The sequence below is a fragment of the Cellulomonas sp. P4_B5_2 genome, assembly GCF_056402235.1.
The window spans coordinates 1-26,224 of record NZ_JBFUHU010000056.1; the positions used below are offsets into that span (position 1 = coordinate 1).

The following is a 26,224-nucleotide window of genomic DNA, read 5'->3' on the forward strand; positions in this document are numbered from 1 at the left end:
GACGGGTACGTGGCATACCGCGGCGGCGGCGACATGAGCGGACTGCGGGAGTACCTCGACGCCTGGTTGACCCAGGTGCGGGGTGACGGAGGGCGCCGCTGACCCGGCCACCTCGGGATGGTTCATCGCAGCACGGCCACCAGCTGCTCCACGGTCGGAGAGCCCGCAAGCCCGTCAGGGGTGGTGAAGAGCCGGCACGCCGGACCCCCGACCCTCGCGCCCGGTGCTCCGAACGGATCACGACCGTCGACGAGGACCGTCGGCGATCCCGCGAGTCCGGTCGTCGCGGCATCCTCGGCCGTGTCCACCTGCACGTACGAGATCGACTGGTCCGCACGACCGACCGCGGCCAACGCCAGTCGCAACCGCTCGTCGGCCAGGCGCCAGTGCGGGCACCGGGCGACGTACAGGAGCTCCACCTCCACGGGGTCATCGTCGCACCCACCCCTTCACGGACCCGTAGCGGCACCGGGCGATGCGTCCGGGGCCGCGTGGTCAGCGGTGGTCGGTGCAGTGGGCACGGATGCAGCGACGGAGCTCCTCGGGCGAGATGTCGTTGCGCTCGAGGAACTTGGCACCGACCTCGGTGAGGCAGTCGAGCAGGTCGCACAGGTCGCGGCCCTTGCCGCCGCCGGGGTCGTCGGTCGGGGTGCTGGGCCGGTCGCCACCGCGGATGGCGACGGCGGTGAGCAGCTGCTCGCGGGTGAAGGCGCTGCCGCGCATGGTGAGCCCGTCGGCGACGACCCTGACCTGGTAGGTACCCGGCAGGGGAGTGGCCAGGGTGCCGGTGAACAGGCCCCCGGTGGTCTCGGCCAGGGTGAGCATCGAGACGCCGGTGGGACCGGTGACGTGCGCAACCACGTGTGCTCGGTGTTCCACGGGCAACCCGTACTCGGTCAGCGCGGCGTGGATGGTCGCCGTGCTGCCGGGTTCGATGCTGGGCTGCTCGAGGCTCGCCGCGAGGCGCAGGTTGGACGCGGAGTAGACGTTCACCGAGTACCGCGCGCCATGAGCGGCGGCCCGCGCGAACGCGATCCTGCCCTCGTCGTCGTCGCGACTGCGCAGGCGCTTGAGGACCTTCTTCCAGGCGCCCTCGTCGATCGTCAGGATCGCGTGCCAGGTGCCCTCGTGGGCGCCCGCGCCGACGGGCACCGGGAGGTTGGTGCGGTAGTAGCGCATGTCGTCGCCGGCCCCGGCAGTGACGCCGACCCCGGACGCCGTCGCGGGGTCGATGATCGTGCCKTCCGGGGTCTCGAGCACCATGTCGATCACGGGCAGGTCCTCCAGCAGGACCACGGTCGCGTCGATGTCGGCCTCGTTGAGCACGAACGGGATCCGCAGCGTGTCGCCGGGGGGCAGGTACCCGGAGGGGTCCACCACGATGGCGGTGTCCGTGACGCCGGCGAGGATCTGCAGGAAGTACTTCGTCAGCCGGAAGTACTCGTCGGTGCCCGGCGTGAGCACGCCCGTGAGCAGCAGGTAGCCGCCGGTGTTGTTCGCCAGCTTGCGCAGCGCGGTCGTCGAGACCTGGGCCTCGTTGCCGAGCCCGATGGCGAACGTGCGCTGGTCGATGCTCGCCGTCACGCTGTCGATCGTCGCGTCCCGGTTCTCCAGGCCGTCGGTGAAGACGATCAACGCCTTGTGCTGGTAGTCGGTGGCGGGCACCGCGCTCAGGACGTTGCGGGCCATGACGACGCCGTCGCCGATGGAGGTCGCGCCGGCGAGGTTGGTGTGGTGGTCGCCGATCGCGGAGAGCGCGATGACGCGGTTCGGGTCGAAGTCGCCGCCAGGCCCGATGAGCGTGACGCCGAGCCCGGGGAACGTCGGGTCGGCGACCGGGTAGGCGTCGGTGTCGAACCGGATCAGGCCCAGACCGTTGCCCGCCTGGATGAGCTGGCCGAACCGGCCGGCGGCCTGCTTGAGCACCTCGATACGGGTTGCTCCGGAGGTCCCCGCCGGGTCGTCCATCGACCCCGACTGGTCCAGGGCCATCATGACCGCGACGGTGGGCCGGGGGATCGAGTTCCCGGTGAGGTCGAAGACGAAGTCCTGGCCGGTCTCGACGCACCGGATCGTCGTGGTACCGGTCGGGGCGCTCGTTCCGGCCGCGCCGCCCGTCATGCCGAACCAGATCCTGGCCTCGGTGTAGGGCACGAGGGCGTGCGGCACGGTGACCTGGCCGCCAGGGGTCAGGACGAGGTAGGGGCTCGCCGGCGCGACGATGACCTCGAAGGTGACCGCGTCGCAGGAGTACACGCGGAAGACCGCCGCGCGAGCGGTCGTCTCGCCGGTCGGCACGTCGTTGAAGGTGATGTGGCTGCCCGGATTGACCACCTCGAGCAGCGAGACCTCGGGCACCGTGTCGTAGCACGGCGGAGCGACCATCGAGGGGTGCTTGTAGGTCTTGACGACCTGCTGGTTGTCCGGCGGTGCCCACGGGCGCAGCTGGAGCGACGGGTCGGCGACGTTGCCCGCCCACGGCTCCACGGGTCCGTTCAGACCCGGGTCAGCGCTGTCGCCGGCGTACACCGTGGCGGGATTGAGCCGTTCGGGGTGTCCTGCCGCGGTCTGCCACATCGAGTACAGCCGGTCGACGTTGGAGTGCAGCAGGAACACGAACGGGTCGTGGAACGAGTAGTGCGCCTGGGTGAGCGTGCCGCCGATGAACCCGTGCGCGTCGCCGTGGACCTGCTGGATGTTGTCGTTGAAGATCTCCCAGGTCGCCGACCCGACGACGGTCGCGTCCGACAGACTCACCGGGGAGGCCGACAGGGTGGTGCTGCCGCCGTTGACCGAGCGCCAGATGTGGGTGTGGCCGCCGCCCTCGGTCGACTCGAAGGCGCCCAGCGGTGCCCCGGCGTCGCCCTGGGAGTCGCCCATGAACGACGTCGTGAACAGGTTCGCCCGGCCGTCCGCGGTGCTGCGGGGGTCGACGCTCCAGTTCCAGTAGTGCAGCGACAGGTCGGGGTCGACCTCGCGGATGAGCTGCTCGAACCGGTTGACGATCTCCCGGTGCCAGGGCACGAAGCCCGGTCCGCCGTGCACGTTGACGCCCGAGAGGTGGGCGTTCTTGTGGATGTCCTCCTGCTTGTCCCAGAAGGTCACGCCGTCCGGGTAGATCTTGCTCGTGTCGAGCGTGAGGATCGCGGCGACCAACCTGTCGCGTTCCGCCTGGGAGACCAACGCGATGTCCCGCCTGATCCCGTCGCCGATTGCCATGACCGACCTCCCCCGTGAAGTCGACGGCCGCACTGGTCGTCAGCGGGAAGGAGCGCGCCCGGGAATCCCGAGATACCGGCTAGCCCTCACGCGGCGTCGCCGCCAAGGCGTTGACGGCCACTGGCGCTGGGCGGTCGACCCTACGAGGCCGGCAGTGCCGCCAGCCCCGCACCGGGGAGTGCGGAGTTCAGCTCTCGACGGGAGCTCACGCGCAGCTTGGTGAAGACCTTGCCCAGGTGCCACTCGACGGTGCGCGCACTGAGGAAGAGCCGAGCTCCGATCTCCGGGTTCGTCAGACCGTCGCTCGCCAGCTGGGCGATCTGCGCCTCTTGGAGGGTGAGACGGTCTCGCGTCTCCACGGTCCGGCTGCGCGCTCTCTCCCCGGTGGCGAGAAGCTCGCGCCGAGCGCGCTCGACGAACGCGTCCATGCCGATCGTGGTGAGCATCTCGTGGGCGGTGCGGAGCTGGTCACGGGCGCTGACGCGCTGGCCCCGGCGCCGGAGCCACTCGCCGTAGAGCAGGTGGGCGCGAGCGAGCTCCGGTCGGAGCTGTGTCCGGCTCAGGCGTGCGATCGCTTCTCGGTACGAGGACTCGGCCGCGTCACCATCGCTCAGTAGGGCACGGGATCGCGCATGGATCCCGAGTGCCCAATCGGTCTCGCATCCCTCGATGTGCTGCCCGAGTCGACGGAGAGCGTCGCTGGCCAGATCTGCGTGGTCTGTCCGCGTGGCAGCCTCGATGAGCTCGCTCAACGCCCACGAAGCAACGTGTAGCTCGGGTGTGCTGTCGCACGCCGCCACGGCCTCCGTGCGCGCCTCGTCATAGCGGCCGAGTCCGTTGAGGAGCACGGAGCTCGCCCAGCGCGCGTACTGGACGGCGGTTCCCTGTCCGCCGACGGTGGCGTGGGCGACGACTCCCGCGATGAGATCGGAGGCGAAGGCCTCGTGGCCGCGTGCTCCCGCGAGGGCGAGCGCAGCGTGTGGGGCGATGCGGGTGTTGGTCGCCTCCTTGATGGTGTCCACTTCGGCCACCAGCAGCGCCGCCCGCGAGAAGTCACCGCCGGAGACCGCGGCCTGACCGCACGCGTTGTCTGCGACAGCCAGGACCTCGAGCGCCCCTGCGTCGCGGGCGAGTCGAACAGCCGCCGTGCCGATCTCGAGCCCGCGGTCGTAGTCCCAGATCAGGTTCGCCGCTCGGGTCGCGAGCCACCCCCACCGAAGCACCTCCTCCTCGGAGACGTCGCGACTCGCGAACGCAGCGACCGCACGCCGTAGCGCGGGCACTGCCGCCGGACGTCCGTCGGAGAAGACCAACGCCAAGCCGTCGAGGAGCAGATCGCACGGAAGAGGAGAAGGCACAGGCTCGGGCGCGGTCGCCACGGCGCGGGAGACGTCCAGGAGGCTGCCGCCCTCACCCGCCAGATGGCCGGCGAAGAGCGCTGCGGCCCACGCGTCGAGATAGGTGTTGCGCGACAGGCGTACGTCGAGGGTCTCGAGCTTCCGAGCTGCCCTGAGCAGGAGCAGCGAAGCCTCGCCCCCGCGGTTCTGGGCGAACGCGACCTCGGCGTTCAGCCGATCGACGCGGGCTCGAGAGAGCTCGTCGAGTGGTCCGGTCTCCGCTGCGGCCACCAGCCGGGACGCCGCGTCGAACGCGCCGGCTTGCAGACTCGCCTGGGCCGCGGCCAACGCGCGATCGGCCCGCAGCGTGGGCTCCCGCGTCAGCGCGACCGACCGCTGCAGAAATGCGGCGGCAGCGGCGAGTCCACCGCGAGCCCTGGCCCGTCCGGCCGACCGCTCGAGCTCGGCGGCGATGACGTCGTCGGGACCGAGCACGGCCTGAGCGCGGTGCCAGGCCCGACGATCGGGGTCGATCTCAGGATCGGTGGCCGCGGCCAGTGCTCGATGTGCGTTGCGGCGTTCCGTCGGCGACGCTGCCCGGTAGATCGCCGAGCGCAGGAGGGGGTGACGGAAGCCCACGCGTGCGTCGATCTCGATCAGGTCGTCCGCCTCGGCCGGCGCCGCCGCGTCAACGGGGATACCGAGCTCGGACACTGCGCGCCAGAGCAGGTTGGGATCACCGACCGGTTCCGCCGCCGCCACCAGCAGCAGGCGTTGCGTCTCGTCCGGGAGAATCTCGATCCGGCGGCGATAGCTCGCTTCGATCCGGCTGGGCACGGTCACCTTGCCCGGGACGGAGAAGCCGCCCGCGACGGCAGCTGACGACTGCCCACGCGGGAGCTCCAGCAGGGCGAGCGGGTTGCCGTGCGCCTCGGCGATGATCCGGCCGCGTACCGACGCATCCAGCGGTCCGAGGCTCGAGGCAATGACCAGGCGTGCCGCGTCATCCTCCGACAGCCCTCGGAGGCGCAGTTCCGGCAGGCCCTCGAACTCGCTGGGGGAGTCCCCGTCGCGCTCGGCAAGAACGAGGACGACCGACTCCGCGTGAAGACGCCTCGCGACGAACGAGAGCACCTGGGCCGAGGACCGGTCCAGCCACTGGGCGTCGTCGACGAGGCAGACGACCGGCCGCGCTTCAGCGTGCTCGGCGAGCTGGCTCAGCAGGGCCAGCCCCACGAAGAAGCGATCAGGCGGCTGGCCCGAGCTCAGGCCGAACGCCGTCTCCAGGGCCTCGCGCTGCGGTGCGGGCAGACGCCCGAGGCCATCGAGGAGCGGTCGGGACAGCTGATGGATAGCCGCGAACGGCAGCTCCATCTCCGACTCGATACCGACCACCCTGACGACTCGACAGCCTGTGCTGCGGACCGCCAGGTACTCGAGCAGCGCGGTCTTGCCGATGCCGGCTTCGCCGCGTAGCACCACAGTCCGGCTGTCGCCTGCCCGCGCAGCTTCGAGATGGGCGTCGAGCTCCGCGCACTCGCTCCCGCGGCCACGCAACTGCATCACGACCCGCTGCTGTGACACCTGTCACTCCTCTGGCCGCCGTGTGCCGTTGCGTGGCGTCTGCCAGAGCATATTCCCGTGCGGCGCGCGACCGGAGGAGCGGGCCTGCTGGTCGCGCAGCCATCCTTCGCGTCCGGTGGAGGTGCGGTCACCCGGGGCGAGCAGCGGGGACCGACGGCTCGATGCCTGGTCGGTCCCCGCAGTCCAGCGGTGTTCGCCCTGGGGTGATGTCAGTCCGCTCCCTTCTCCGCCGCGCCGTACGGCACGAGGAACTCGGTCAGAACGTCGAGCAGCTCGCCCGGGGCTTGCTCGGCGACCCAGTGCCCGGATCCGGGGAGAACCGCGGTCGTCACGTCGGTCGCGGTGAGCTCCATGCCATGCCCGACAGCGTCGCCCCAGCTGTTCTCTCCGCCGACAGCGAGGACGGGGATCGTCAGCTTCGTGGCCTGACGCACCGCACGGTTCTGGTTCACGGTGGCGTCCCAGTCGCGGTAGAGCCCGAAGCTCGTCCGCAGGACGTCCCTGTTGCGGGTGTAGAGGTCGATGTAGTAGTCGATCGCCGCGTCAGGCAGTGTCGCCCCGCCGCCTTGGATGGAGTACTCGTAGCGGTAGAAGGCGTCGGCGTTGCTGCCGACCATGTCGAGGATCAGGTCGTTGTCGACACGGTTGAACGGAATGTGCCACAGCTTGTCGTTGAGCTGGTCGGGAACGAACATCGGCGGCGCTGGGGGCTGCGCGAGATCGCCGACTCCGGGAGGACCGGGAATCTCCGCGAAAGCAAGGCGCTCGACCCGGTCGCGGTGGTCAGCGGCCAGGGCATAGGAGACGACGGCGCCGGTGTCGTGGCCGACCACGGCGAACTTCTCGTGGCCGAGCTTCGTCATCAGCGCAGCGAGGTCGTCGGCGAGCGTCGCCGCGTCGTACCCGCCTGCCGTCCCCTCGGACCGGCCGATACCGCGCTGGTCGACCGCGATGACGGTGTAGTTCTTGGCCAGCTCCGGCATCACCAGGCGCCAGGCGTACCAGGTCTCGGGCCAGCCGTGCACGAGCAGGAGGGGCGGGCCCTCGCCGCCGATGACCACGTGCTGACGGATGTTGTTGGCCCGCACGAACCGGCTCTCGAAGACGGTCCTGAATCCGGCAGGCAGGTTCGGCGCCGTCGAGACGAGACCGATGTCGCGGGACGCCCTGACCGTGCGCGACGGCGCATCGGCTACCGCGTCGGCCGACACGGCCGTGCTGCCGAGTGCGGCGATGGCGGCGGCACAGGCGATCGCCACCAGTCGCGTTGCGCGACGCCGCCTCGTCGACGACCCGTGCGTCCGGCTCGCAGGCAGGGGCTTGAGAGAGAACTCGTCCATGGGCTTCTCCTTCAGGAACACCGACCACGGTGATCGGTATCGACGACCTTCGTCGTCGCGCCGCCGCGTCGCGCCCGGGAGCCCCCCTGTCTGCTCACGGGGCCGCCGGTGGAGGTTGCGGGGAACCCGCCTGGGCTCAGAGCTCGGTACGCCGTCTGGTGTGCTGCTCGGAATCGCGTGCGTGGTGGTGGCAGACGCCTCTGGTCACGCTGCGACACCGGTGGCCCGGGGGCTCGTTCGCTGCTCCCGGGGACTGGACCAGGGTGCTCCCTGGCGCGAGCCGGCGGTCGCGGGAGCCACGGTTCAGGTGCTGGAGCCGTCTCGGCGTCGGCCCCCAGAGAAGAGAAGGGATTCCCATCATGACCGCACTCTCGCTCTACCCGGAGTCCGAGGCCTTCGGCTCGGTCGTGCGAGCGCCCGACCTGCCGGACGGATTCACCGCGACATTCACGAGCCGCCTGATCGACGCGAACGGCATCCGCCAGCACGCGGTGATCGGTGGCGACGGGCCCGCCCTGCTCCTCGTGCACGGTTGGCCGGAGACCTGGTACGCCTGGCGCCACGTGATGCCCGAGCTTGCGAAGGACTACACGGTGGTTGCCGTCGACCAGCGCGGCCTCGGCCTGACCGACAAGCCGGAGGGCGGGTACGACGCCGCGACGCTCGCCGGCGACCTCGCGGCCCTCATGCACGAGCTGGGGCACGACCGGTTCGCCGTCGTCGGCCACGACACCGGACTCGTGATCAGCTATGCCCTCGCAGCGGACTACCCCGACCGGGTCGACCGCGTCGCGCTCGCCGAGGTCCCGGGGCCCCCCACCCCGGACCACTCACCACCGTTGTTCGCACCACGGCAGGTCAACAACAAGCTGTGGCACATCGCCTTCAACCGTGCCGGTGAGATCGCCGAGCAGCTCGTCGTGGGTCGGGAGGCGATCTTCTTCGGCTACGAGTTCGCCGTCCAGGGGGGTCAGGTCCCCGATGCCGCCATCGACTACTACGTCAAGGGTCTCGCCGCGCCCGGCGCGCTTCCCGGCAGCTTCGGCTTCTATCGCTCCTGGGACGAGACCATGGCGCAGAACGGGGCACGAGCCGCCCGCAAGCTGACGATGCCCGTCCTCGGCATCGGCTGCGAAGCGAGTTGGGGCGCATCGGTGGCCGGTGCGCTGTCGGCCGTTGCCGAGGACGTCGAGACCCTCGTCGTTCCCGGGACCGGTCACTGGGTCGCGGAAGCCGCGCCGGAAGCACTGTTGGCCGGACTGTCGGCGTTCTTGGCGCCGTTCGGCGCTCTCGCCGACTCACGCGCGATCGGTTAGCCAACCAGGGAGTCACACCGCCGCGGGCCTCGTGACACTGCTGGGAGCCGCGCTCCTGGTGCCGATGAACCCGTCGCGTCCCCGTCTCGTCTCCATTGTGAGGGGCCCGTCGTGGGCCCCCGGAGGAGGGGTTGACGATGACGACGATCCTGAGGCGCGTCGCGATGGCGGCGGCGATCGTGGCGACCGCCGGGTTGCTCGGGGCGCCCGCGGCGGTGGCCGGTGGCGAGCACGGGGGCGGTGGTGGGCGGACCGTCCTGAGGGCGGAGCTGGCCGGCAGCCTGACGACCGACCCGGTGCTGTTCCAGACGACACCGGGCGGCGCGGACTGGGTGATCGGCGACGGCCAGGCTCGGCTGCGCCACGACGGTCGGCTGGACGTCCGGGTCGAGGGCCTCGTCCTGACGTCGACCGGGGCGAACCCCATCCCACAGCTCGCGGCGAGCGTGGCGTGCAACGGGGCCGTGGTCGCGACGACGGCGGTCGTGCCGTTCTCGTCCACGGGTGACGCCAAGATCCACGCCCGGCTCGCCCTGCCGGAGCGGTGCATCGCTCCTGTCGTGCTGCTCAACCCGCGCGGCAATGCGGCGGTCTACATCGGGGTGACCGGCACGGAGGCATGAGGCCAGCAGCTCGACGAGGACCGTGGCCATAGCGGTGCGTCGGGGGACGTCCGGCCCGGGTGTCCGTCAGGTGCCCGGTCCTAGGCTCGAGAGGTGGACCGCGGGCGGGTCGTAGGGCTGCTCCCCGGCGTCGGTGTGACCCGGAGCTACGAGCGCGCGTGGCTACGACGGGACCTGGTCGCCGGGGCGACGCTCGTCGCGGTCGCGATACCTGCGGGCATGGCTTACGCCACGGCCGCAGGGCTGCCGCCGGTCACCGGCCTGTACGCGACGATCGTGCCCCTTCTCGTCTACGCGGTCGTCGGCCCGTCGCGGGTGCTCGTGCTCGGGCCCGACTCGTCGCTCGCGCCGATGATCGGGGCCGCGGTGCTGCCGCTCGCGTTGGGCGATGCCGACCGTGCCGTCGCGCTGGCCGGCATGCTTGCCGTGCTCATGGGCCTCATGCTCATCGGCGGCCGCGTGCTGCGGCTCGGGTTCCTCACCGGCCTGCTGTCGATGCCGATCCGCGTCGGCTACATGAACGGGATCGCGCTGGTCGTCATCGCCGGCCAGCTGCCCAAGCTGCTCGGCGTCGCCGTGCCTCCCGGGTCGGTCTGGGAGCACCTCGGCCAGACGGTCGCCGCGGTCGCCGACGGTCAGGTCGATGGCGCGGCGGCCGCGATCGGCGTCGGATCGCTCGCGGTCATCGTCGCGGCGCGCGCGCTGGGTGCCACCGCGAAGGGCATCGTGCTGGCGGTCGTCGGGGCGAGCGTCCTGACTGCTGCGCTCGGGCTCGCCGACCAGATCCCCGTCGTGGGCGCCCTGCCGTCCGGCCTGCCCGCACCGGCCCTCGCGGGCCTCGACCCCGCAGACGTGCTCGCGCTCGTCGGTCCGGCGGCCGGCATCGCACTCATCACGTTCGCCGACACGACTGTCCTCTCGCGCGCGCTCGGCGGCAGCCGGGGGGAGGCCGTCGACGGCAGCCAGGAGATGGGCGCGCTGGGAGCCTCGAACCTCGCGACCGGGCTGCTCGGCGGCTTTCCCGTCTCGGGGAGCGCGTCGCGCACGCCGGTCGCGGTCCAGGCCGGCGCCCGCACGCAGCTGACCGGCGTCGTGGCCGCCGTGCTGCTCGTCGTCTTCATGCTGGTCGCACCCGGCCTGTCCGAGTACCTGCCGTCGGCGACACTGGCCGCGGTCGTCATCGCAGCTGCGTCCTCGTTCGTCGACGTGCACACGCTCGTCCGCCTCGTGCGGATGAGCCGGAGCGACGCGGCGCTGCTGGTCGCGGCGTTCCTCGGTGTGGCGTTCGTCGGCGTGCTGCAGGGCATCGCCGTCGCCGTCGCCTTGTCGCTCGCGGTGTTCGTGCGCCGAGCGTGGGATCCGTACCGCGCCGAGCTGGTCAGCGTGGAGGGCGTTCCCGGGTTCCACGACCTCAGCCGGCACCCCGAGGGGGAGCGGGTCCCAGGCCTGGTGATCGCGCGGTTCGACGCGCCCCTCTTCTTCGCCAACGGCGACGTGTTCGACACCTGGGTTCGCGGCCTCGTCGCGGACGCCCCGACGCCGGTGCGCCGCGTGATCATCGCGTCAGAACCGATCACGGGCCTCGACACCACCGCACTCGACGAGCTCGTCGAGCTGGACGACCATCTCGCCGCGCTCGGGGTCGACCTGGTGTTCGCGGAGATGAAGGGCCCGGTCAAGGACCGCCTCGTGCGCTTCGGCGTCGGCAGCCGGTTCGGTGCCGACCACTTCTTCCCCACCGTGCACAGCGCTGTGCGGGCCTACCGGGCCGAGCGAGCCGGTTCGGCGGACGTGACCGACGCGGGCTGACGGCCGAAGGGCGCTGAGTCGTCGGGTGATCCGGACCCGGGTGGCAGACGCAACAGACCTCACACAGGTCGACTCGATCGGAATAGAGTGCGAGAAACCTGGCTCGTTGACGGGGTGTGGGTCGGACATGGACGAGGATCGGGTCGCCGAGTTCCATCGGCTGCATCGTGCGGGGTGCTTCGTGATGCCGAACCCGTGGGACGTGGGGAGCGCGCGTCTCCTGGAAGAGCTGGGGTTCCAGGCGTTGGCGACGACGAGTGCCGGCCTGGCCTGGACGCTCGGCCTCCCGGACGCCCGGGTCACCCTGGATCAGACGCTCGAGCATCTCCGTCAGGTCGCCGAGGCAGTGTCGGTGCCGGTCAACGCAGACTTCAAGGACGGGTACGCAGTGGATCCCGCCGGCGTCGCGGCGAACGTGAAGCTGGCCGCGGGGACGGGGATCGCCGGGCTCTCGATCGAAGACTCTTCAGGAGATGAGGCCGATCCGCTGTTCGACTTCGAGCTGGCGGTGGCGCGGGTGGCCGCGGCACGCCAAGCGATCGACGAGAGCGGCACGGGGATCGTTCTGACGGGCCGCTCCGAGGGGTTCGTCTGCGGCCGTCCCGACATCGACGAGACGATCAGACGGCTCCGTGCGTACGCAGACGTCGGCGCGGACTGCCTCTACGCTCCGCGAGTCGACAACCTGGAGCACGTGTCCGCCATCGTGGCGGCGGTGTCGCCGAAACCGGTGAACCTCCTGATCAACTCTCCGTTCACCACGGTTGCCGAGGCCGCGCAGCTCGGGGTCCGCCGTATCAGCGTGGGGGGCACGCTCGCGCGTACCGCGTGGGACGGAGTCCTGTCGGCCGCAAGGGAGATCGCGGAGCGAGGGACGTTCTCGCGGTTCGAGCGTCTACCGGACGTCGAGGCCCTGTTCGGGGACTGAGAGTGTCGACGCCCGGCGAGGGTGGACGTCGTCCCGCGGCTTGAGCGCACCCCGATGGGAAGACTGCCGTGCTCTGCCCGAGTCGTCACGGCCCGGGGTGAGCGTCAGCAGGCAGCGGTCACATGCGGTGGGCCATGGGTAGCAGGAACATCCACACGTTGATCGCACCGAGCAGCACGATGATCGCGACGTACGGCATGAGTGTCGCCCTCCGGCGGGCGGTCGTGCGATAGCGACGGTGGGCGATGCGTCGAGCCGTGTAGAGCGAGCCCGCGATGCCCAGTGCGAGCAGGGCGAACTGCAGGACCTGGATGGCACCCGTGCTCATGAGCGCAGGATCKCCGCCGGTGCCGCCGACGCCGAAGAGTGCGCCGACGGTGTAGTAGACCGAGCCGCCCTCGGCGAGCAGGTGGAACAGGTTGTGCGCGAGGTGCGCGGCGACGTCCAGGGGGATGAGCGCGTACCCGAAGCGGGCGAAGTTCAGCTTCGTGCTCTCGAGGTTCCGGCTGGCGGCGACGCGAGACGCCAGAGCCAGCAGGCCCACAGGTACCGACACGGCGACGGCGAACGCCACGGTGAAGATCACGGCGTAGCTGGTGATCCCCGTGAGCGCCTCGATCTGGGCGAGGACGACGTTCCAGACCTCGAGCATGGTGATGTTCTGGATCAGGACGATGCCCATGATCGCCATGGCGAGCATCGACTGCTCGATCTTGGGCTTGGTGATGAACCACAGCTCGCTGGTGGGCTTGCGCAGGCGCACCTGGATCGCGTCGTTCGGGCAGGACTTGATGCAGTTGGCGCACAGGTTGCAGTTCGCGGAGTCCTCCATCGTGCGAGGGAACGTGAACAGCGGGCACCCGGCCACCTTGTCGTTGCCGTTGTAGCAGACGGCTTTGGCCTTGCAGGTCCTGCAGATGTCGGAGTCGGCACGCAGCTCGACCATGCCGGTGCGGGCGTAGTTGCCCGACAGGCCGCCGAGGAAGCACAGGTACCGGCAGAACGTGCGTCGCTGGAACAGGGCGCCGGAGGCGATCACGGCGGTGGTGAGCAGGAGGAGGAGGACCCCGGATCCCCACGGCGACTCCACGACACCCCAGACGTGGTCGGCCCACGTGATCGCGAGGAACGACACATCGATGATCCAGATGCCGTTGTTCTTGAGGAAGTTCGGCACGGGCCGGTTGACTCCGACCCACTTCTGCACGACGTCCGAGATCGCGCCGAACGGGCAGACCGCGCACCAGAAGCGTCCCAGCAGCACGAACACGATCGGGATGACCGGCCACCACAGCACCCACATGAGCGCGGTGCCGGCGTTCTCGTGCGCGACGTCCGGGCCGACGAGCAGCTGGTAGGCGACCAGTCCGAAGACGGCCGCCACGGGGATCTGGAAGATCTTCGGGTACCACCCGGAGCGCAGCGAGCGGGCGACCCACGGGATCGTCATGAGGTTGCGACCCACCGGCGGCGGGGTCAGGTCCGGGCCCGGCGTGACGTCCGGGTCGACGGCGTCGACCTGAGCCGGCGGCGGAGTGAGCGTGGTCATCGTGGTGTCCTTCGCGAGGGTCAGGCAGCGGCGGGGGCGGCGGCCGGGCGGGGCCGGTGGCGGGGGCGATCGCGGTCGCGTCGGCGCAGCACCGCAGCAACGACCAGGACGGCTGCGTTGCGTTCAGGCCGGCGAAGGTCGACAGCACGGCCGCTCGCGGACGGGCGGAGGAGGGCGTCGCGTCGGTGCTCGCACCGTGCTCGCTGTGCCCGGCCGCCGATTCGTCGGGCTCGGTGTCGGCCCCTGTGTGATCCATCCCTTCCATGTCGCTCATGTCGTGAGCGGGCGGAGAGGTGGGGTCAGCCGGCTCGGCCACGGCACCCGCGCTCACGAGGGTGACCAGCTGCGCTGCGCTCGGCGTCGTCGCGAACGCGAAGGCGGGGTAGCCGGTCAGCGACGCGGCGAGTGCCACGACGGCGGGCAGTCGGACAAGGGCGGGATGCATGCGAGCTCCTCGAGAACGGTTCCGTCAGAACTGTCGACGGGCCGAGGGCCGCGCACATGGGACCTGTAGGTCCGAGACCTGAACCTCCATCGAAACTTCATGGACTGCCCGGCCCAGGACGTGGGCGCGGGATCGGCGGTGCGGGCGAGGCATCGCGCAGAGGCGACCAGGAGTCGGGTGCCCTGGGGTTGGTCGCTCAGCCCGACTGGCCCGGCGCGGGCATCAGGTCGATGTCGAACCGCGATCCGCGGCCCAGCCCGGCGCTGTGGGCCGTGACGGTGCCGCCGTGGGCGACGACGATCGCGCGAACGATCGCCAGGCCGATCCCGGAGCCACCGCTGTCGCGGTCCCGCGCCGTGTCGACACGGTAGAAGCGCTCGAAGATGAGGCCGACCTGCTCGGGGTCGATGCCCTCCCCGGTGTCGGCGACGGTCAGGCGGACGAGACCAGCCTCGGTCAGTGCTGCACCGAGGCGCACCGATCCGCCGCGCGGCGTGTGTCGCAGGGCGTTGTCGAGCAGGTTGCCCAGCACCTGGCTCATCCGGTCCGCGTCGGCGGTGACAGCCGGCAGTCCTGGGTCCACGTCGAGGGTCAGCTCGACACCGGCGGAGACGTAGCTGCCGCGGGCGGCAGAGAGTGCCGCGGACAGGAGCTCGCCGGGTGGTGTCGGTGCGAGCACCAGGCTGCGGGCACCTTGTTCCGCGCGGGTGACCGCCGCGAGGTCGGCGGCGAGTCGTGCCAGCCGGGTGCCCTGGTCGCGCAGCACGCTCACGGTCTGCGGTGTCAGGGTGGTCACCCCGTCCTCCAGGCCTTCCAGGTACGCGCCGATGACCGCGACCGGGGTGCGGACCTCGTGCGCGACGTCCGCAAGCAGACGCTGTCGAAGGGCGTCACTCTCCTCGAGCTGGCGTGCCATGTCGTTGAAGGCGTCGGCGAGCTGGTCGAACTCGGCACCGAGTGACGGGCGGTCCACGCGCGAGTCGAGATGGCCGCCGGCGATGCGGGTCGCGGCCGAGGTCAGGGTGCCGAGGGAGGAGGCGATGCGCCGGGTCAGGAACACGCTCACGGCGAGCGACGCGACCACGGAGGCGGCCAGGCCGATGGCCAGGGCGAGTGCGCTGGCCGACTGAAACGCCTCTTCGGCGTGCATGACCGCGCTGGGTCCGGCCCCCATGCCGGCCTCACCCATGTGCTGGTGGAAGATCACCGGTCCGACCGCCCCCGCGACGATCCACGCGGTGATCCCGCCGGCCAGGATGACCAGGGTCATGGCCGCCATGAGCCTGCCGGCCAGCCCCCATCCCGGCGATCTCATCCGCCGGTGCCGATCCGGTAGCCCACACCGCGGACGGTGCGGATGTAGCGCTGCGCGTCGGCCGTGTCGCCGAGCTTCTGCCGCACGTGCAGCACGTGGACGTCGACCAGGTGCTCGTCACCCACCCAGTTCTCACCCCAGACGGCCTCGATGAGGACGCGGCGGCTGAAGACGAGCTGCGGGGAGAGCGCCAGCGCCGCGAGCACGTCGAACTCCGTTCGGGTGAGCGGCACCGGCTCGCCCTCCAGGAGGACCTCCCGGGCGGGTAGATCGATCGAGAGGGCGCCGATGCGCACCGGTTCGCTCAGTGCCTCGATGCCGTGAGGCGCGCGTCGCGGTCTGCGGAGCAGAGCGGCGATGCGTGCCTGAAGCTCGCGTGGGCTGAACGGCTTGGTCATGTAGTCGTCGGCGCCGACGGACAGCCCGATCAGGGTGTCGACCTCCTCGCTCCGGGCGGTGAGCATCACGACGTAGCAGTCGGAGAACGTGCGCAGCTGCCGGCACACCTCCACGCCATCGATGCCGGGAAGTCCGAGGTCCAGCACCACGACGTCCGGGTCGATCGACCGCGCCGCCTCGAGACCTTGGGGGCCGTCGTGGGCCAGGTGCACCTCGAAGCCGTCGCGTTCCAGGTAGTCGGCGATCAGGGTGGCCAGCGCCTTCTCGTCGTCGATGACGAGGGCACGTCGGGACGACGGCATCTGCGGGGCCATGTCACACATTGTGTCCGGTCGGCACGGTCAGATCGCGGGACCACCGACCGCTCGGGCCAGGCTTCATCGAACGCTCATCACACCGCGACGGCAGAAACAGCATCGGGCGGGACCGTGGTCGTGGCACCGAAGCCCACCCACCCCGATGGAGATCCCGTGACCGACCAGTACGCGACGCCACCTGCCCCGGTGACGGTCGTGCACGCGACCGCGTGCCACCTGTGCGACGACGCTGTCGAGGCGCTCACCGAGCTGTCCAGGACACTGCCCCTCACGGTGCGGATCGTCGAGCTGGAGTCCGCCGAGGGGGCGTCGCTGGTGGCCGTCCACCGTCCCTCGATGAACCCGCTCGTGCTGGTCGACGATGCGTACTTCAGCGCCGGGCGGCTGCCGCGCAAGAAGCTGGCGAAGCTGCTCGAGCGGCGTACCGGCGGGGCCCCGCAGGACGCCTCGCCCGTGGGGGCATGAGGTGGGTGCCGAGCTCCTGACCACGGGCAGCATCCTGGCGGCGTTCTTCGCCGGCGGTGTGGCTCTGTTCGCGCCGTGCTGCATCGTCTTCCTGGCACCCAGCTACCTGGCCGGAGCGATCAAGAACCGCCGGTGGCGCCTGCTGCCGCTGACCTTCATCTTCGCCGCGGGCCTGGCCCTGGTGCTGGTGCCGATCACGCTCGGGATGAGCCTGCTCTCCGGTGCGATCGCGAGATACCACGGCCCGCTGTACTGGGCGGGCGGGCTGCTCATGATCGCCCTCGCCGTGCTCGCGCTCTCGGGGAAGATGTGGTCGCTGCCCAGCTTCCTGCGGGCCCCGGACACCAGCCGCGGCGACTCGGCCAGCTTCTTCGCCCTGGGTGTCTTCTCCGGCGTGGCCTCCAGCTGCTGCGCTCCCGTCCTCGCCGGCGTCATGACCCTGTCCGCGTTGTCCGGCTCGGCCGTCGGCGGGCTGACCCTGGGGCTGGCCTACGTGTTCGGCATGGTCTTCCCGCTGTTCGTGATGGCCCTGGTCTGGGACAAGGCGAGGCTGGGGGAGCGCACGCTCGTGCGCGCCAGGCTCGTGCGCATCCGCCTCGCCGGTCGCGTCATCGTGACCAACACGCTGAACGTTGGCGTGGCCGTCGGCTTCGCGGTGATGGGCGTCTTCATCATCGCGCTGGCCGGTGACGCCAACATGACCGGCGGCACGCAGGCCCAGGACTCGGCCGCGAGCACGCTCACCGACATCTTCCTGGCGGTTCAGCGGTTCGTGAGCCCTGTCCCCGAACCCATCCTGGGCGCCGGGCTCCTCGTCCTCGTCGGCGTGTTCGTCGTGGCGATGCTCTCCGAACGTCGCCGCCGCGCAGGCCGAGCCCCCGACGACGCCGCGGCCGACGTGCCCGCTGAGCCCGTCGACGAGCACCCGTCACTGGCCGACGAGGCGAGCGACGCGGACGTTCCGTCGTGTCACTCCACCACGACCTCACAGCAAGGAACAGCGCGATGACCTCCGGAACCGCCAGCCGACGCCAGGCCGAGCACGAGCACCAGCTCGACGAGCTCAGGCAGAACGAGGCCCGCGCCAGGCGCGGCCGACGCCGCATCGGGCTGGCGGCGTGGGGCGCAGGCTTCCTGGTCATTGCGACGCTGGTGACCGTGGCGCTGCTCAGCTCGCGACCCGTCGTCTCGGCGGAGACCCGCCACGCCCCCGGGTTCACCCTCCCGACCTCGGACGGGCAGACGGTCTCGCTCTCGTCGTTCCTCGGCGAACCCGTGATCCTCTACTTCAACGAAGGCGCGGCGTGCGATGCGTGCCTGCAGCAGATGGCCGAGATCGAGAAGGAGCCAGGCTTCGCTGCGGCCGGGATCACCGTGCTGCCGATCGTCATGAACACCGCCGAGCAGATCAACGCCGACCGCGACCGGCTCGGCGTAGCCAGCCCGTTCCTGCTGGACGACGGCACGGTCTCGCGGGCCTACGGAACCCTCGGCACCGGCATGCACGAGGGCCTCCCGGGCCACGGGTTCGTCCTCGTCGACGCCGACGGTGTCCAGCAGTGGTACGGGAACTACCCCTCCATGTGGCTCGAGCCCAAGGAGCTCCTCGACGAGGCCACGGCCCGGCTCTAGGCAGCACCCGACCCCACGACTCGGCGCTCGACCACGTCGGCTTCATCAAGGCTTCATGGTCGGCTGGGAAGTTCCTTGCGGGCACCCGCGTTATGCCTCCAACACATACCCCCATGGGGTATGCAGAGGAGCTAGTCCGACGAGACGGGGAGCGGTCATGAAGGTCGAGACGACAGTCCTGGAAGTGGGGGGCCTGCACTGGGCGACCTCCGAGCCGATCGTGGAGCGCGCGCTGGCCCGCCGCCCCGGGGTCCTGGGTGTGGAGGCCAACGCACTCGCCCAGACCGCGAACGTGACCTACGACGCCGACCAGACCTCCCTGGCCCAGCTCGTCGGCTGGGTCACCGAGTGCGGCTACCACTGCGACGGTCGCTCCGTCCCGCAGCACATCTGCGAGCCGATGGACGATCCGGCCGGCAGCCGGATGCCCGCGTCGAGCGCTGATCTCCGGGGCGCCGGGTCCGCGCACGGTCATCACGGCGACCACGGTGCGACTGCGCCGATGTCGGCCCAGGACACGATGGGGCACGGCGGTCATCACGGCGGCGGCTCGATGGCAGACATGGTGCGCGACATGCGCAACCGCTTCCTGGTCGCGCTGCTGCTGTCGATCCCGATCGTCCTGTGGTCCCCGATCGGCCGCGAGCTGCTCGGATTCTCGGCCGGCACCCCGCTCGGCCTGCGCGACGACGTGTTCAGCCTGCTGCTCTCGCTGCCGGTCATCTTCTACTCGGCGTGGATCTTCTTCGACGGCGCCTACCGGGCGCTGCGGGCGCGGACGCTGGACATGATGGTCCTGGTCGCCGTCGGTGTGGGCACCGGGTGGCTCTACAGCCTGTGGATCACCCTGACCGGCGGCGGTGAGGTCTTCTACGAGGCCGCCACGGTCCTGACAACGTTCGTCCTGCTGGGGCACTGGGTCGAGATGCGGGCTCGGGGCGGCGCGAACGACGCCGTCCGGACGCTGCTCGAGCTCGCTCCCGACACGGCGGTCCTCCTGCGGGACGGGGTCGAGGTCGAGGTCCCGACGGGTGAGGTCCTCGTCGGCGACCTGCTTCTTGTGCGGCCCGGAGCGAAGGTCCCGGTCGACGCGGTCGTCGAGGCGGGGGAGTCCGAGGTCGACGAGTCGATGGTCACCGGAGAGAGCCTGCCGGTGCCGAAGGCTCCCGGGTCGCAGGTCATCGGTGCGTCGATCAACACCACCGGGACCCTGCGGGTGCGGGCCGCCAAGGTCGGCTCGGACACCGCCCTGGCTCAGATCGTCGCGATGGTGCAGCAGGCGCAGAACTCCAAGGCGCCCGGCCAACGGCTGGCCGACCGCGCAGCGTTCTGGCTCGTGCTCGTCGCGCTGGTCGGGGGGACCGTCACGTTCCTCGCCTGGACCCTCGCCGGGGCCAGCGTGCCCACCGCGATGCTGTTCGCCATCACCGTGGTCGTGATCACCTGCCCCGACGCCCTGGGTCTCGCCACACCGACGGCCATCATGGTCGGCACCGGGCTGGGCGCCCGCCGCGGTGTGCTGTTCAAGAACGCCACGGCGCTGGAGACGTCCGCACGCATCGACACCGTGGTGATGGACAAGACCGGCACCCTCACCAGGGGCGAGCCGGAGGTGACGGATGTGGTCGTCGATCACCTGCCCGGGCTGGAGGTCCTCGCGCTGGCGGCCGCCGTGGAACGCGAGTCCGAGCACCCCCTGGCGCGTGCCGTCGTCGCGCACGCCACCAAGCTCGGCGCCTCCGTGCTCGTCGCCGTCGACTTCCGCAACGTTCCTGGCCACGGTGCCGGGGCCACGGTCGACGGTCGCCGGGTGCTGGTCGGCAACCAGCGGCTGATGTCCGCCGAGGGCGTCGCGCTCGGGGAGCTGTCCGCCCGGCGCGACGAGCTGGCGCAGTCGGGCAGGACCGCCGTGCTCGTCGCGGTCGACGGCCGGCTGGTCGGCGTGGTCGCACTGGCCGATGCCGCCCGGGAGACCGCGGCCGCTGCCGTGGCCGCGTTGCACGAGGCCGGTCTCGAGGTCGTCATGCTCACCGGGGACAACGAGGCGACCGCCCGCCGCATCGCCGGCCAGCTCGGCATCGACGCTGTCGTGGCGGAGGTGCTGCCGGGCGACAAGGCCGACCAGGTCGCCCGTCTGCAGGCCGATGGACGCACGGTCGCCATGGTGGGTGACGGCGTCAACGACGCCCCCGCCCTGGCCAAGGCCGACCTCGGCATCGCAATCGGCGCCGGCACGGATGTCGCGATCGAGACGGCGGATGTCGTCCTGATGCGATCCGACCCGCTCGACGTGGCGATCGCGCTGCGGATCGGGAGGGGCACGTTGCGCAAGATGCGGCAGAACCTGGGCTGGGCGATCGGCTACAACGCCCTCGCACTCCCGATCGCCGCAGGCGTGCTCTACCCGTCGCTCGGCGTGTCGCTGAGCCCCGAGATCGCCGCCCTGACGATGTCCGGGTCCTCGGTGATCGTCGCCGTCAACGCCTTGCTGCTCAAGCGGCTGCCGCTCCCCGCGACGCAGGATGCCCGCCTGCGTGCACCGACGACCGTGAAGGAAGCAGTCAGCGGGGGAGCAGGACGGTGAACGGCCCCTTCTTCCCGGGCGACGGGCGCCACCTTCATCACACCTTGATGAGACGACGACCGGCCATGAGGGTGTCACGGCGCAAGGTGAGCAGGGCCGATGAACTCGACGACCGCTCAAGGAGACCTGACTCATGAACCCGATGCGTCGCCGCCTGACCGCCTCTGCCGCTGCGGTCGCCCTGGCGATCGCCCTGGCCGCGTGCTCCAGCAGCAACGACACAGGGCAGGCGCCTGGCTCGGACCAGGGCACGGAGAGCACGGCGGCCACCCACAACGACGCCGACACCCAGTTCGCGCAGCTGATGATCATCCATCACCAGGGCGCCGTCGAGATGGCCGACGTCGCGATCGCCCGAGCCGCGAGCCCCGAGGTCAAGGCCCTCGCACAGCGCATCCAGGCCGCCCAAGGGCCTGAGATCGACCTCATGACCGGTTGGCTCGACGACTGGGACGAGGAGACGTCCCACGACATGGGCATGGACGACATGGACATGGGCGGGATGGACATGGACGGCATGAGCCAGTCCGAGGTGATGGACGAGCTCGACGGCCTCGACGGCACCGAGTTCGACCGGTCATTCCTCGAGCGCATGGTGGCGCACCACCGCGGCGCCATCGAGATGTCCGAGCAGGAGAAGGCCGAGGGCATGAACCCCGACGCCATGGCCCTGGCGGGCACGATCATCGACGCCCAGACGGCGGAGATCACGGAGATGCAGAACCTGCTCGCTGGCCTGTGAGGAGTGGATCGTCATGATGTGGTGGGGACACGGCGGATGGGGCGCCAGTGCCTGGGTGACCATGGCCCTGATGATGCTCGTGTTCTGGGGACTGGTCGCAGCACTCGTCGTCTGGATCATGCGCAGCGCCTCCAGCGGCGGGACGGCCCGGGGCGACGCTGGCAAGACGCCGCTCCCGAGCCCGGACAGCGTCCTCGCGGACAGGTTCGCCCGCGGCGAGATCGACGAGAGCGAGTTCGTCCGAAGCAGAGACGCCCTGCACGGCTCACGAGGTAGGCCGCGAGAGCCGCGGGACCAGTGAGAGCGGGTCGCGCGCATGTCGTGCGCATCGTCGGACCAGGACCTGGCGTCAAGCGAGTGAGAGCTGGGCGAGCTCGCCGCGGGAGCTGACGCCTGTCTTGGCGAAGCAGTTGCGCAGGTGGAAGGCGACGGTTCGTGGCGACACCCAGCAGTGGGCGGCGACCTCCTTGTTCGACATCCCCTGGCTGACGAGCTGCGCGACCTGGAGCTCCATCGGGGTGAGCTGCACCAGGGTGCTGACGTCGCGCGTGCGTGCCGTCTCACCGGCTGCGCGCAGCTCTCGAGCGGCCAGGGCGCTCAGGGGCGCGGCGCGCAGGTCCTCGAGGTTCTCGAGTGCCCGGCGCAGGTGTAGGCGCGCGTCGACACGGTGCTGCGCGCGTCGCAGGTGCTGACCGTAGGCCAGGTGCGTGCGGGCGAGGTCGAACGGTCGGGCGGCGTGCGCGTAGTGGGCCAGCGAGAGCTCGAAGTGTTCGGGTGCTCCTGCCTGCGGCGAGAGCAGCGCGCGGGCGTGTTCGACGGCTCCGAGCGCCCAGGGCCATCGGGTGCCCTGGGCGAACGGCACGAGCTCGTCGAGCCATTCGGTCGCCTGCTCGGGTTGGTTGGCGTGCACCGCAGCAGTGATGCGGTCGATCGCTGCCATCCGGGTGAGTGCCGGCACGCGCATCTGGGTGACGTGGTGGAGCGCGGCTTCGGCGGCGCCCGCCTGTCCCGCTCGGGCGCCGTCGGCCCAACGGATCAGGTCGGCTGTCGGAGCGGCGAGGATGCCTAGCGGGTGGTGCTCGACCACGTCGTCGAGCTCGGCGCGGACCTCGGGCGCCCCGTCCTCGCCCCGGAGCGCCGCGAGCAGGACGAGCCACGCGAGTGGGGTGGCGGACAGGGCTCGCTGACCGACGCTGGTGCTCAGGCGGTGTGCCTCGTCGGCGGACCTTCCGACAGCGGACCACTGACCGGCCAGGAACAGCGGGAACGCCTGGCGGGGGAGCGCGTACAGCACGGTCATCCCCGCTCCGCTCTGACGTCCGGTGCCGAGCATCGCCGCGAAGGCCTGCGCTGCCGTGGCATCGTCGCCGAGGTGCACGGCGGCCTGTCCGAGGTGCGCCAGGAGGTCGGGGTCCGCGTCGGTGCGGTTCCGGGCGGCGCCTCGCAGGTGTGCGACGGCCTCCGGCCAGGCGTGCTGGGACGCAGCGGTCATGGCCAGCAGCAGGTCGTGCAGAGTCTGGGTACGTGGGTCGTCCGGCTCGTGCCCGGATCGGATCACGACCGACGGGTCGAGGCGGATCTCGCTGTCTCCGCCGTAGGCAGCAAGGCCCGCGGCGGCGACCGCGAGATCGAGTGCGCGACCTGGCGCCGTGTCAGCCGCGGCGACGGCCGCGGACACGAAGATGCGGTGGGCAGCCGCCGCCGAGCCAACGTTCACCTCGATCCGGCCACGAAGCCGGTCGACGTCCGCGAGCAGCACGGGGTCGTCGGCCTCGCCCCGGGCAGCGGTGGCGAGCGACCGGGCGCGGGTCGTCTGGCCGGCGGCCCACGCGTTGCGCGCGGCAGAGAACCGCCGTTCCGCCCGCAGGTCGGAGTCCGGGGAGAGCTCAGCCGCGCGCTCGAAGAAGTCGGCCGCCGAGACATGACCCCCTCGTCGTTCGGAGCGAGCACCGGCGCCGTCGAGACGGGCCGCGATCGCCGCGTCCGGTCCGTCTGCCCCGAACGCGGCGTGCCACACCTGGCGGTCCGGTTCGCCCACGCCCTCGAGTGCTGCCGCCAGCGCGCGGTGCACATCCCGGCGCACGCTCGGGGGCGCGGCCTGGTAGAGGGCCGAGCGCACGAGAGGATGCCGGACGCGCAGGTGGTCACCGTCTCGGACCACGAGGCCCGACCCTTCCGCCTCCGCCAAGGCGTGGTCCGGGATGGCGAGGCTCCCGGCCGCGCGACGAACGGTGGCGACGCGTCCGGAGTCGTCGGCTGCGACGATCAGCAGGACGTGCTGAACCAGTTCCGGCAGGCGCCGAGCACGGTCGAGGAAGACTCGCTCCATGCCTGCGGTCACGGGCAGAGACGCCGGCACGGGTTCGGCGCCGTTGAGCTGGTCCGAGGTCAGCGCGGCAGAGAGCTCGACCAGGGCGAGGGCGTTCCCGCCGGCCTGGCGCAGCACCCGATCGGTCGCGACGGAGTCCTTACCGGCGCCCGTGTGGTCCTCGACCACTGCCCGCGCGGAGGCCTCGTCGAGCTCGCCGATGAGCAGCGAGGGCACTCCCGGGTGCGGGAACGACATCTCGAGCCCGTCGCGGACCGAGAACAGCAGCACGACCCGATCGGCATCCAGCCGGCGGGCTGTGAACAGCAACGCGTCGGCCGACGCGGCGTCGAGCCAATGGGCGTCGTCCACCATCGCGAGCACTGGCTGGATCTCGGCGGCCTCCGTGACCAGCGACAGCGTCGCGACGGCGACGAGGAACGGGTCGACGGGGTCGCCGTCGTGACGACCGAACGCGAGGTCGAGCGCCCGGGCCTGTGGCGGCGGGATGCGGTCCAGCAGCGGGAGCACCGGCCGCAGGAGCCGGTGCAGGGACGCGAACGCCAGCGGCGACTCCGACTCGATCCCTTGGGTCCGGAGCAGCGTCACCCCGTGGCAGGCCTCGGCGAGGTCGTCGAGGAGCGCGGTCTTGCCCGTTCCGGGATCGCCGTGCAGCGCGAGCGTGCCCGCACGCCCCCGCCGTACGCCGTCGACGAGAGCGGCCAGTCGCGCTCGTTCGCCGTCCCGCCCGTGCAGCACACATCGACGCTACCCAGCCCGGCGCTACCGCGGTGGGCGTCCGATCCCGGCACTTTGACCGGGGCGAGCCGACCGGGCGACCGCGAGGCTCGACACGACGGCGATTCGGAACCCCCACGGCGTCCACCATCCAAGCTGAGGAGAGCGCTCATCATGTCTACGACGTACGAGAACCCCGAGACGACGAAGGACCGGTCGAGCGTGCGCTCGCCCGCACGATCTGGACACATCGGATGGGTCGTGGCCGGTTCGCTGATCAGCGGTCTCCTGTCCGCGCTGCTGCTGGCCGCCGCACCCTTCGTCCCCCCGCAGGAAGCGGCCGTCACCGGTGCGGTGCTGTGCGGGTTCGCGCTCGGCTGGGCGATGCTCGCTCTTCTGTCGGTGCGGATGACGGACCAGCCCCAGTCGTGGGCGGCCGTCCCTGCCGTCGTCATGGGCATCGGCGGGTTCCTCCTCCTGACGCTGGGGTCTTCGGTGGACCCGGTCCTGGGCTGGGTCTGGCCTCCGGCCGTGCTGGTGCTGGTCGTCTGGATGGTCGCTCAGTCCCGCCGCCACCTGCAGAGCCGGAGCCGACGCTGGCTGCTGTACCCGGTGACCGCGATGCTGGCGGTTGCCGCGGTGGGCGGGATGTACGAGACGCTCGGCGCAGCTACCGACCCGTCGACACGAATCACCGGACACTCGATCGACGTCGGTGGGCGGTCGCTGCACCTGGAGTGCACCGGTACCGGAAGCCCGACCGTCCTCCTGCAGCCCGGTGGTGGCGCGATGTCTGCTCAGATGGCATGGATCGCACCCCGGGTCGCAGCGAGCACCCGCGTCTGCGTGTACGACCGCCCCGGCCGCGGCGGCAGCGACCCGGTGGAGACCGCCCAGGACGCGACGCAGATCGCCGTCGACCTGCACACGCTGCTGGAGCAGGCGAACGTTCCCGGACCGTACGTGTTGGCCGGCCACTCCTTCGGGGGCCTGTACGCGCTGACCTACGCTGCCCGCTACCCCGACCAGATCGCCGGCTTGGTGATCGTCGACACGACCGCCCCCCGCGATCAGCCCGTGCCCGCAGGCTCCGACCGACCGAGCCGCTACGACCCCGTCGACCGGCTCGCCACCTTGTTGTCAACCTCTGCCCGGCTCGGCCTGACGCGTCTGTACGCGACGACCGAAGGCGCCGGCCTGCCGCCCCGGTCCGGGAGCGAGGTGCGCGCATCCACCGCAACCGGCAGCAACCTCCGCAGCTTCATCGACGAGTTCGCCCAGGCCAACCGGTCCATGGGCGAAGCGGCATCGTTCACCGACTTCGGCGCACGGCCACTGGTCGTCCTGACCGCAGGTACCGGTACCGACGCCGCGCTGACTGCGAGCCACGAGCGCATCGCCCAGATGTCGAGCAACAGCACCCACCGCGTCATCGCCGGAGCGACTCACGACGAGCTCGTCTCGGACCAGGACGACTCCGCCGCGACCAGCGATGCGATCCTCGACGTGGTCGCGGCGATCCGCGGCGCGACGACGGTGACCGAGTAGCAGGGTCTGGGGCATCCGCCCTCGAC

At 71.0% G+C, this 26,224-nt stretch carries 19 protein-coding genes; 11 read left to right on the top strand and 8 right to left on the bottom strand.

The window, feature by feature from the left end:
• Positions 1 to 122 precede the first annotated feature (122 nt).
• The 4 genes from AC1DUQ_RS05760 to AC1DUQ_RS05775 all read right to left on the bottom strand — a co-directional run bounded on the left by AC1DUQ_RS05760 (position 123) and on the right by AC1DUQ_RS05775 (position 7,480).
• Positions 123 to 425, bottom strand: coding sequence for a thioredoxin family protein (locus AC1DUQ_RS05760; protein WP_477061919.1), 303 nt, complete (start codon positions 423 to 425; stop codon positions 123 to 125).
• Positions 426 to 495: 70 nt separating this feature from the next.
• Positions 496 to 3,219, bottom strand: coding sequence for a tyrosinase family protein (locus tag AC1DUQ_RS05765; RefSeq protein ID WP_477073499.1), 2,724 nt, complete (start codon positions 3,217 to 3,219; stop codon positions 496 to 498).
• Positions 3,220 to 3,359: 140 nt separating this feature from the next.
• Positions 3,360 to 6,140, bottom strand: a complete 2,781-nt coding sequence (locus AC1DUQ_RS05770) for a helix-turn-helix transcriptional regulator (protein WP_477073500.1) — start codon at positions 6,138 to 6,140, stop codon at positions 3,360 to 3,362.
• A gap of 209 nt (positions 6,141 to 6,349) precedes the next feature.
• The gene (locus AC1DUQ_RS05775) at positions 6,350 to 7,480 is read right to left on the bottom strand and encodes an alpha/beta fold hydrolase (RefSeq protein ID WP_477061921.1); all 1,131 of its coding nucleotides are present in this window, start codon (positions 7,478 to 7,480) and stop codon (positions 6,350 to 6,352) included.
• 359 nt (positions 7,481 to 7,839) lie between these two features.
• On the opposite strand from AC1DUQ_RS05775, the gene AC1DUQ_RS05780 reads away from it, so the two are divergent.
• From AC1DUQ_RS05780 to AC1DUQ_RS05795, 4 genes are all read left to right on the top strand, one after another.
• Positions 7,840 to 8,796, top strand: a complete 957-nt coding sequence (locus AC1DUQ_RS05780; RefSeq protein ID WP_477061922.1) for an alpha/beta fold hydrolase — start codon at positions 7,840 to 7,842, stop codon at positions 8,794 to 8,796.
• Between the two features lie 137 nt (positions 8,797 to 8,933).
• Complete coding sequence (locus AC1DUQ_RS05785; RefSeq protein ID WP_477061923.1) at positions 8,934 to 9,419, top strand: hypothetical protein; 486 nt, start codon at positions 8,934 to 8,936, stop codon at positions 9,417 to 9,419.
• A gap of 93 nt (positions 9,420 to 9,512) precedes the next feature.
• Complete coding sequence (locus tag AC1DUQ_RS05790) at positions 9,513 to 11,228, top strand: SulP family inorganic anion transporter (protein ID WP_477061924.1); 1,716 nt, start codon at positions 9,513 to 9,515, stop codon at positions 11,226 to 11,228.
• 25 nt (positions 11,229 to 11,253) lie between these two features.
• Positions 11,254 to 12,156: an isocitrate lyase/PEP mutase family protein gene (locus AC1DUQ_RS05795; RefSeq protein WP_477061925.1), complete on the top strand. Its 903-nt coding sequence runs from the start codon at positions 11,254 to 11,256 to the stop codon at positions 12,154 to 12,156.
• A gap of 118 nt (positions 12,157 to 12,274) precedes the next feature.
• Here the strand turns inward: AC1DUQ_RS05795 and AC1DUQ_RS05800 are convergent, their stop codons facing one another.
• The 3 genes from AC1DUQ_RS05800 to AC1DUQ_RS05810 all read right to left on the bottom strand — a co-directional run bounded on the left by AC1DUQ_RS05800 (position 12,275) and on the right by AC1DUQ_RS05810 (position 16,187).
• Positions 12,275 to 13,705: a 4Fe-4S binding protein gene (locus tag AC1DUQ_RS05800; protein ID WP_477061926.1), complete on the bottom strand. Its 1,431-nt coding sequence runs from the start codon at positions 13,703 to 13,705 to the stop codon at positions 12,275 to 12,277.
• 641 nt (positions 13,706 to 14,346) lie between these two features.
• Positions 14,347 to 15,420, bottom strand: a complete 1,074-nt coding sequence (locus AC1DUQ_RS05805) for a HAMP domain-containing sensor histidine kinase (RefSeq protein WP_477061928.1) — start codon at positions 15,418 to 15,420, stop codon at positions 14,347 to 14,349.
• Positions 15,421 to 15,461: 41 nt separating this feature from the next.
• Positions 15,462 to 16,187: a response regulator gene (locus AC1DUQ_RS05810; protein WP_477061929.1), complete on the bottom strand. Its 726-nt coding sequence runs from the start codon at positions 16,185 to 16,187 to the stop codon at positions 15,462 to 15,464.
• 147 nt (positions 16,188 to 16,334) lie between these two features.
• Between AC1DUQ_RS05810 and AC1DUQ_RS05815 the strand changes: the two genes are divergently transcribed.
• From AC1DUQ_RS05815 to AC1DUQ_RS05840, 6 genes are all read left to right on the top strand, one after another.
• Entirely contained in the window at positions 16,335 to 16,646 is a 312-nt protein-coding gene (locus AC1DUQ_RS05815) for a glutaredoxin (protein WP_477061930.1), read from the top strand.
• 1 nt (position 16,647) lies between these two features.
• Positions 16,648 to 17,655 carry a cytochrome c biogenesis CcdA family protein gene (locus AC1DUQ_RS05820; RefSeq protein WP_477061931.1) on the top strand — a complete coding sequence of 336 codons (1,008 nt, stop codon included), beginning with the start codon at positions 16,648 to 16,650 and terminating at the stop codon, positions 17,653 to 17,655.
• A complete protein-coding gene (locus AC1DUQ_RS05825) occupies positions 17,652 to 18,278 on the top strand; it encodes a peroxiredoxin family protein (RefSeq protein ID WP_477061932.1) in 627 nt (208 codons plus the stop codon). Before AC1DUQ_RS05820 ends, AC1DUQ_RS05825 begins: the two co-directional genes overlap by 4 nt.
• 157 nt (positions 18,279 to 18,435) lie before the next feature.
• The gene (locus tag AC1DUQ_RS05830) at positions 18,436 to 20,862 is read left to right on the top strand and encodes a heavy metal translocating P-type ATPase (protein WP_477061933.1); all 2,427 of its coding nucleotides are present in this window, start codon (positions 18,436 to 18,438) and stop codon (positions 20,860 to 20,862) included.
• Positions 20,863 to 20,995: 133 nt separating this feature from the next.
• Positions 20,996 to 21,604, top strand: a complete 609-nt coding sequence (locus AC1DUQ_RS05835; RefSeq protein WP_477061934.1) for a DUF305 domain-containing protein — start codon at positions 20,996 to 20,998, stop codon at positions 21,602 to 21,604.
• A 55-nt stretch (positions 21,605 to 21,659) separates the two neighbouring features.
• Positions 21,660 to 21,905, top strand: a complete 246-nt coding sequence (locus tag AC1DUQ_RS05840) for an SHOCT domain-containing protein (protein WP_477061935.1) — start codon at positions 21,660 to 21,662, stop codon at positions 21,903 to 21,905.
• 48 nt (positions 21,906 to 21,953) lie between these two features.
• Here AC1DUQ_RS05840 and AC1DUQ_RS05845 read toward each other — a convergent pair whose 3' ends face one another.
• On the bottom strand, positions 21,954 to 24,671 hold the full coding sequence (locus AC1DUQ_RS05845) for a helix-turn-helix transcriptional regulator (RefSeq protein WP_477061936.1): 2,718 nt from the start codon (positions 24,669 to 24,671) through the stop codon (positions 21,954 to 21,956).
• A gap of 153 nt (positions 24,672 to 24,824) precedes the next feature.
• On the opposite strand from AC1DUQ_RS05845, the gene AC1DUQ_RS05850 reads away from it, so the two are divergent.
• Positions 24,825 to 26,198, top strand: a complete 1,374-nt coding sequence (locus AC1DUQ_RS05850) for an alpha/beta fold hydrolase (protein ID WP_477061937.1) — start codon at positions 24,825 to 24,827, stop codon at positions 26,196 to 26,198.
• Positions 26,199 to 26,224 lie beyond the last annotated feature (26 nt).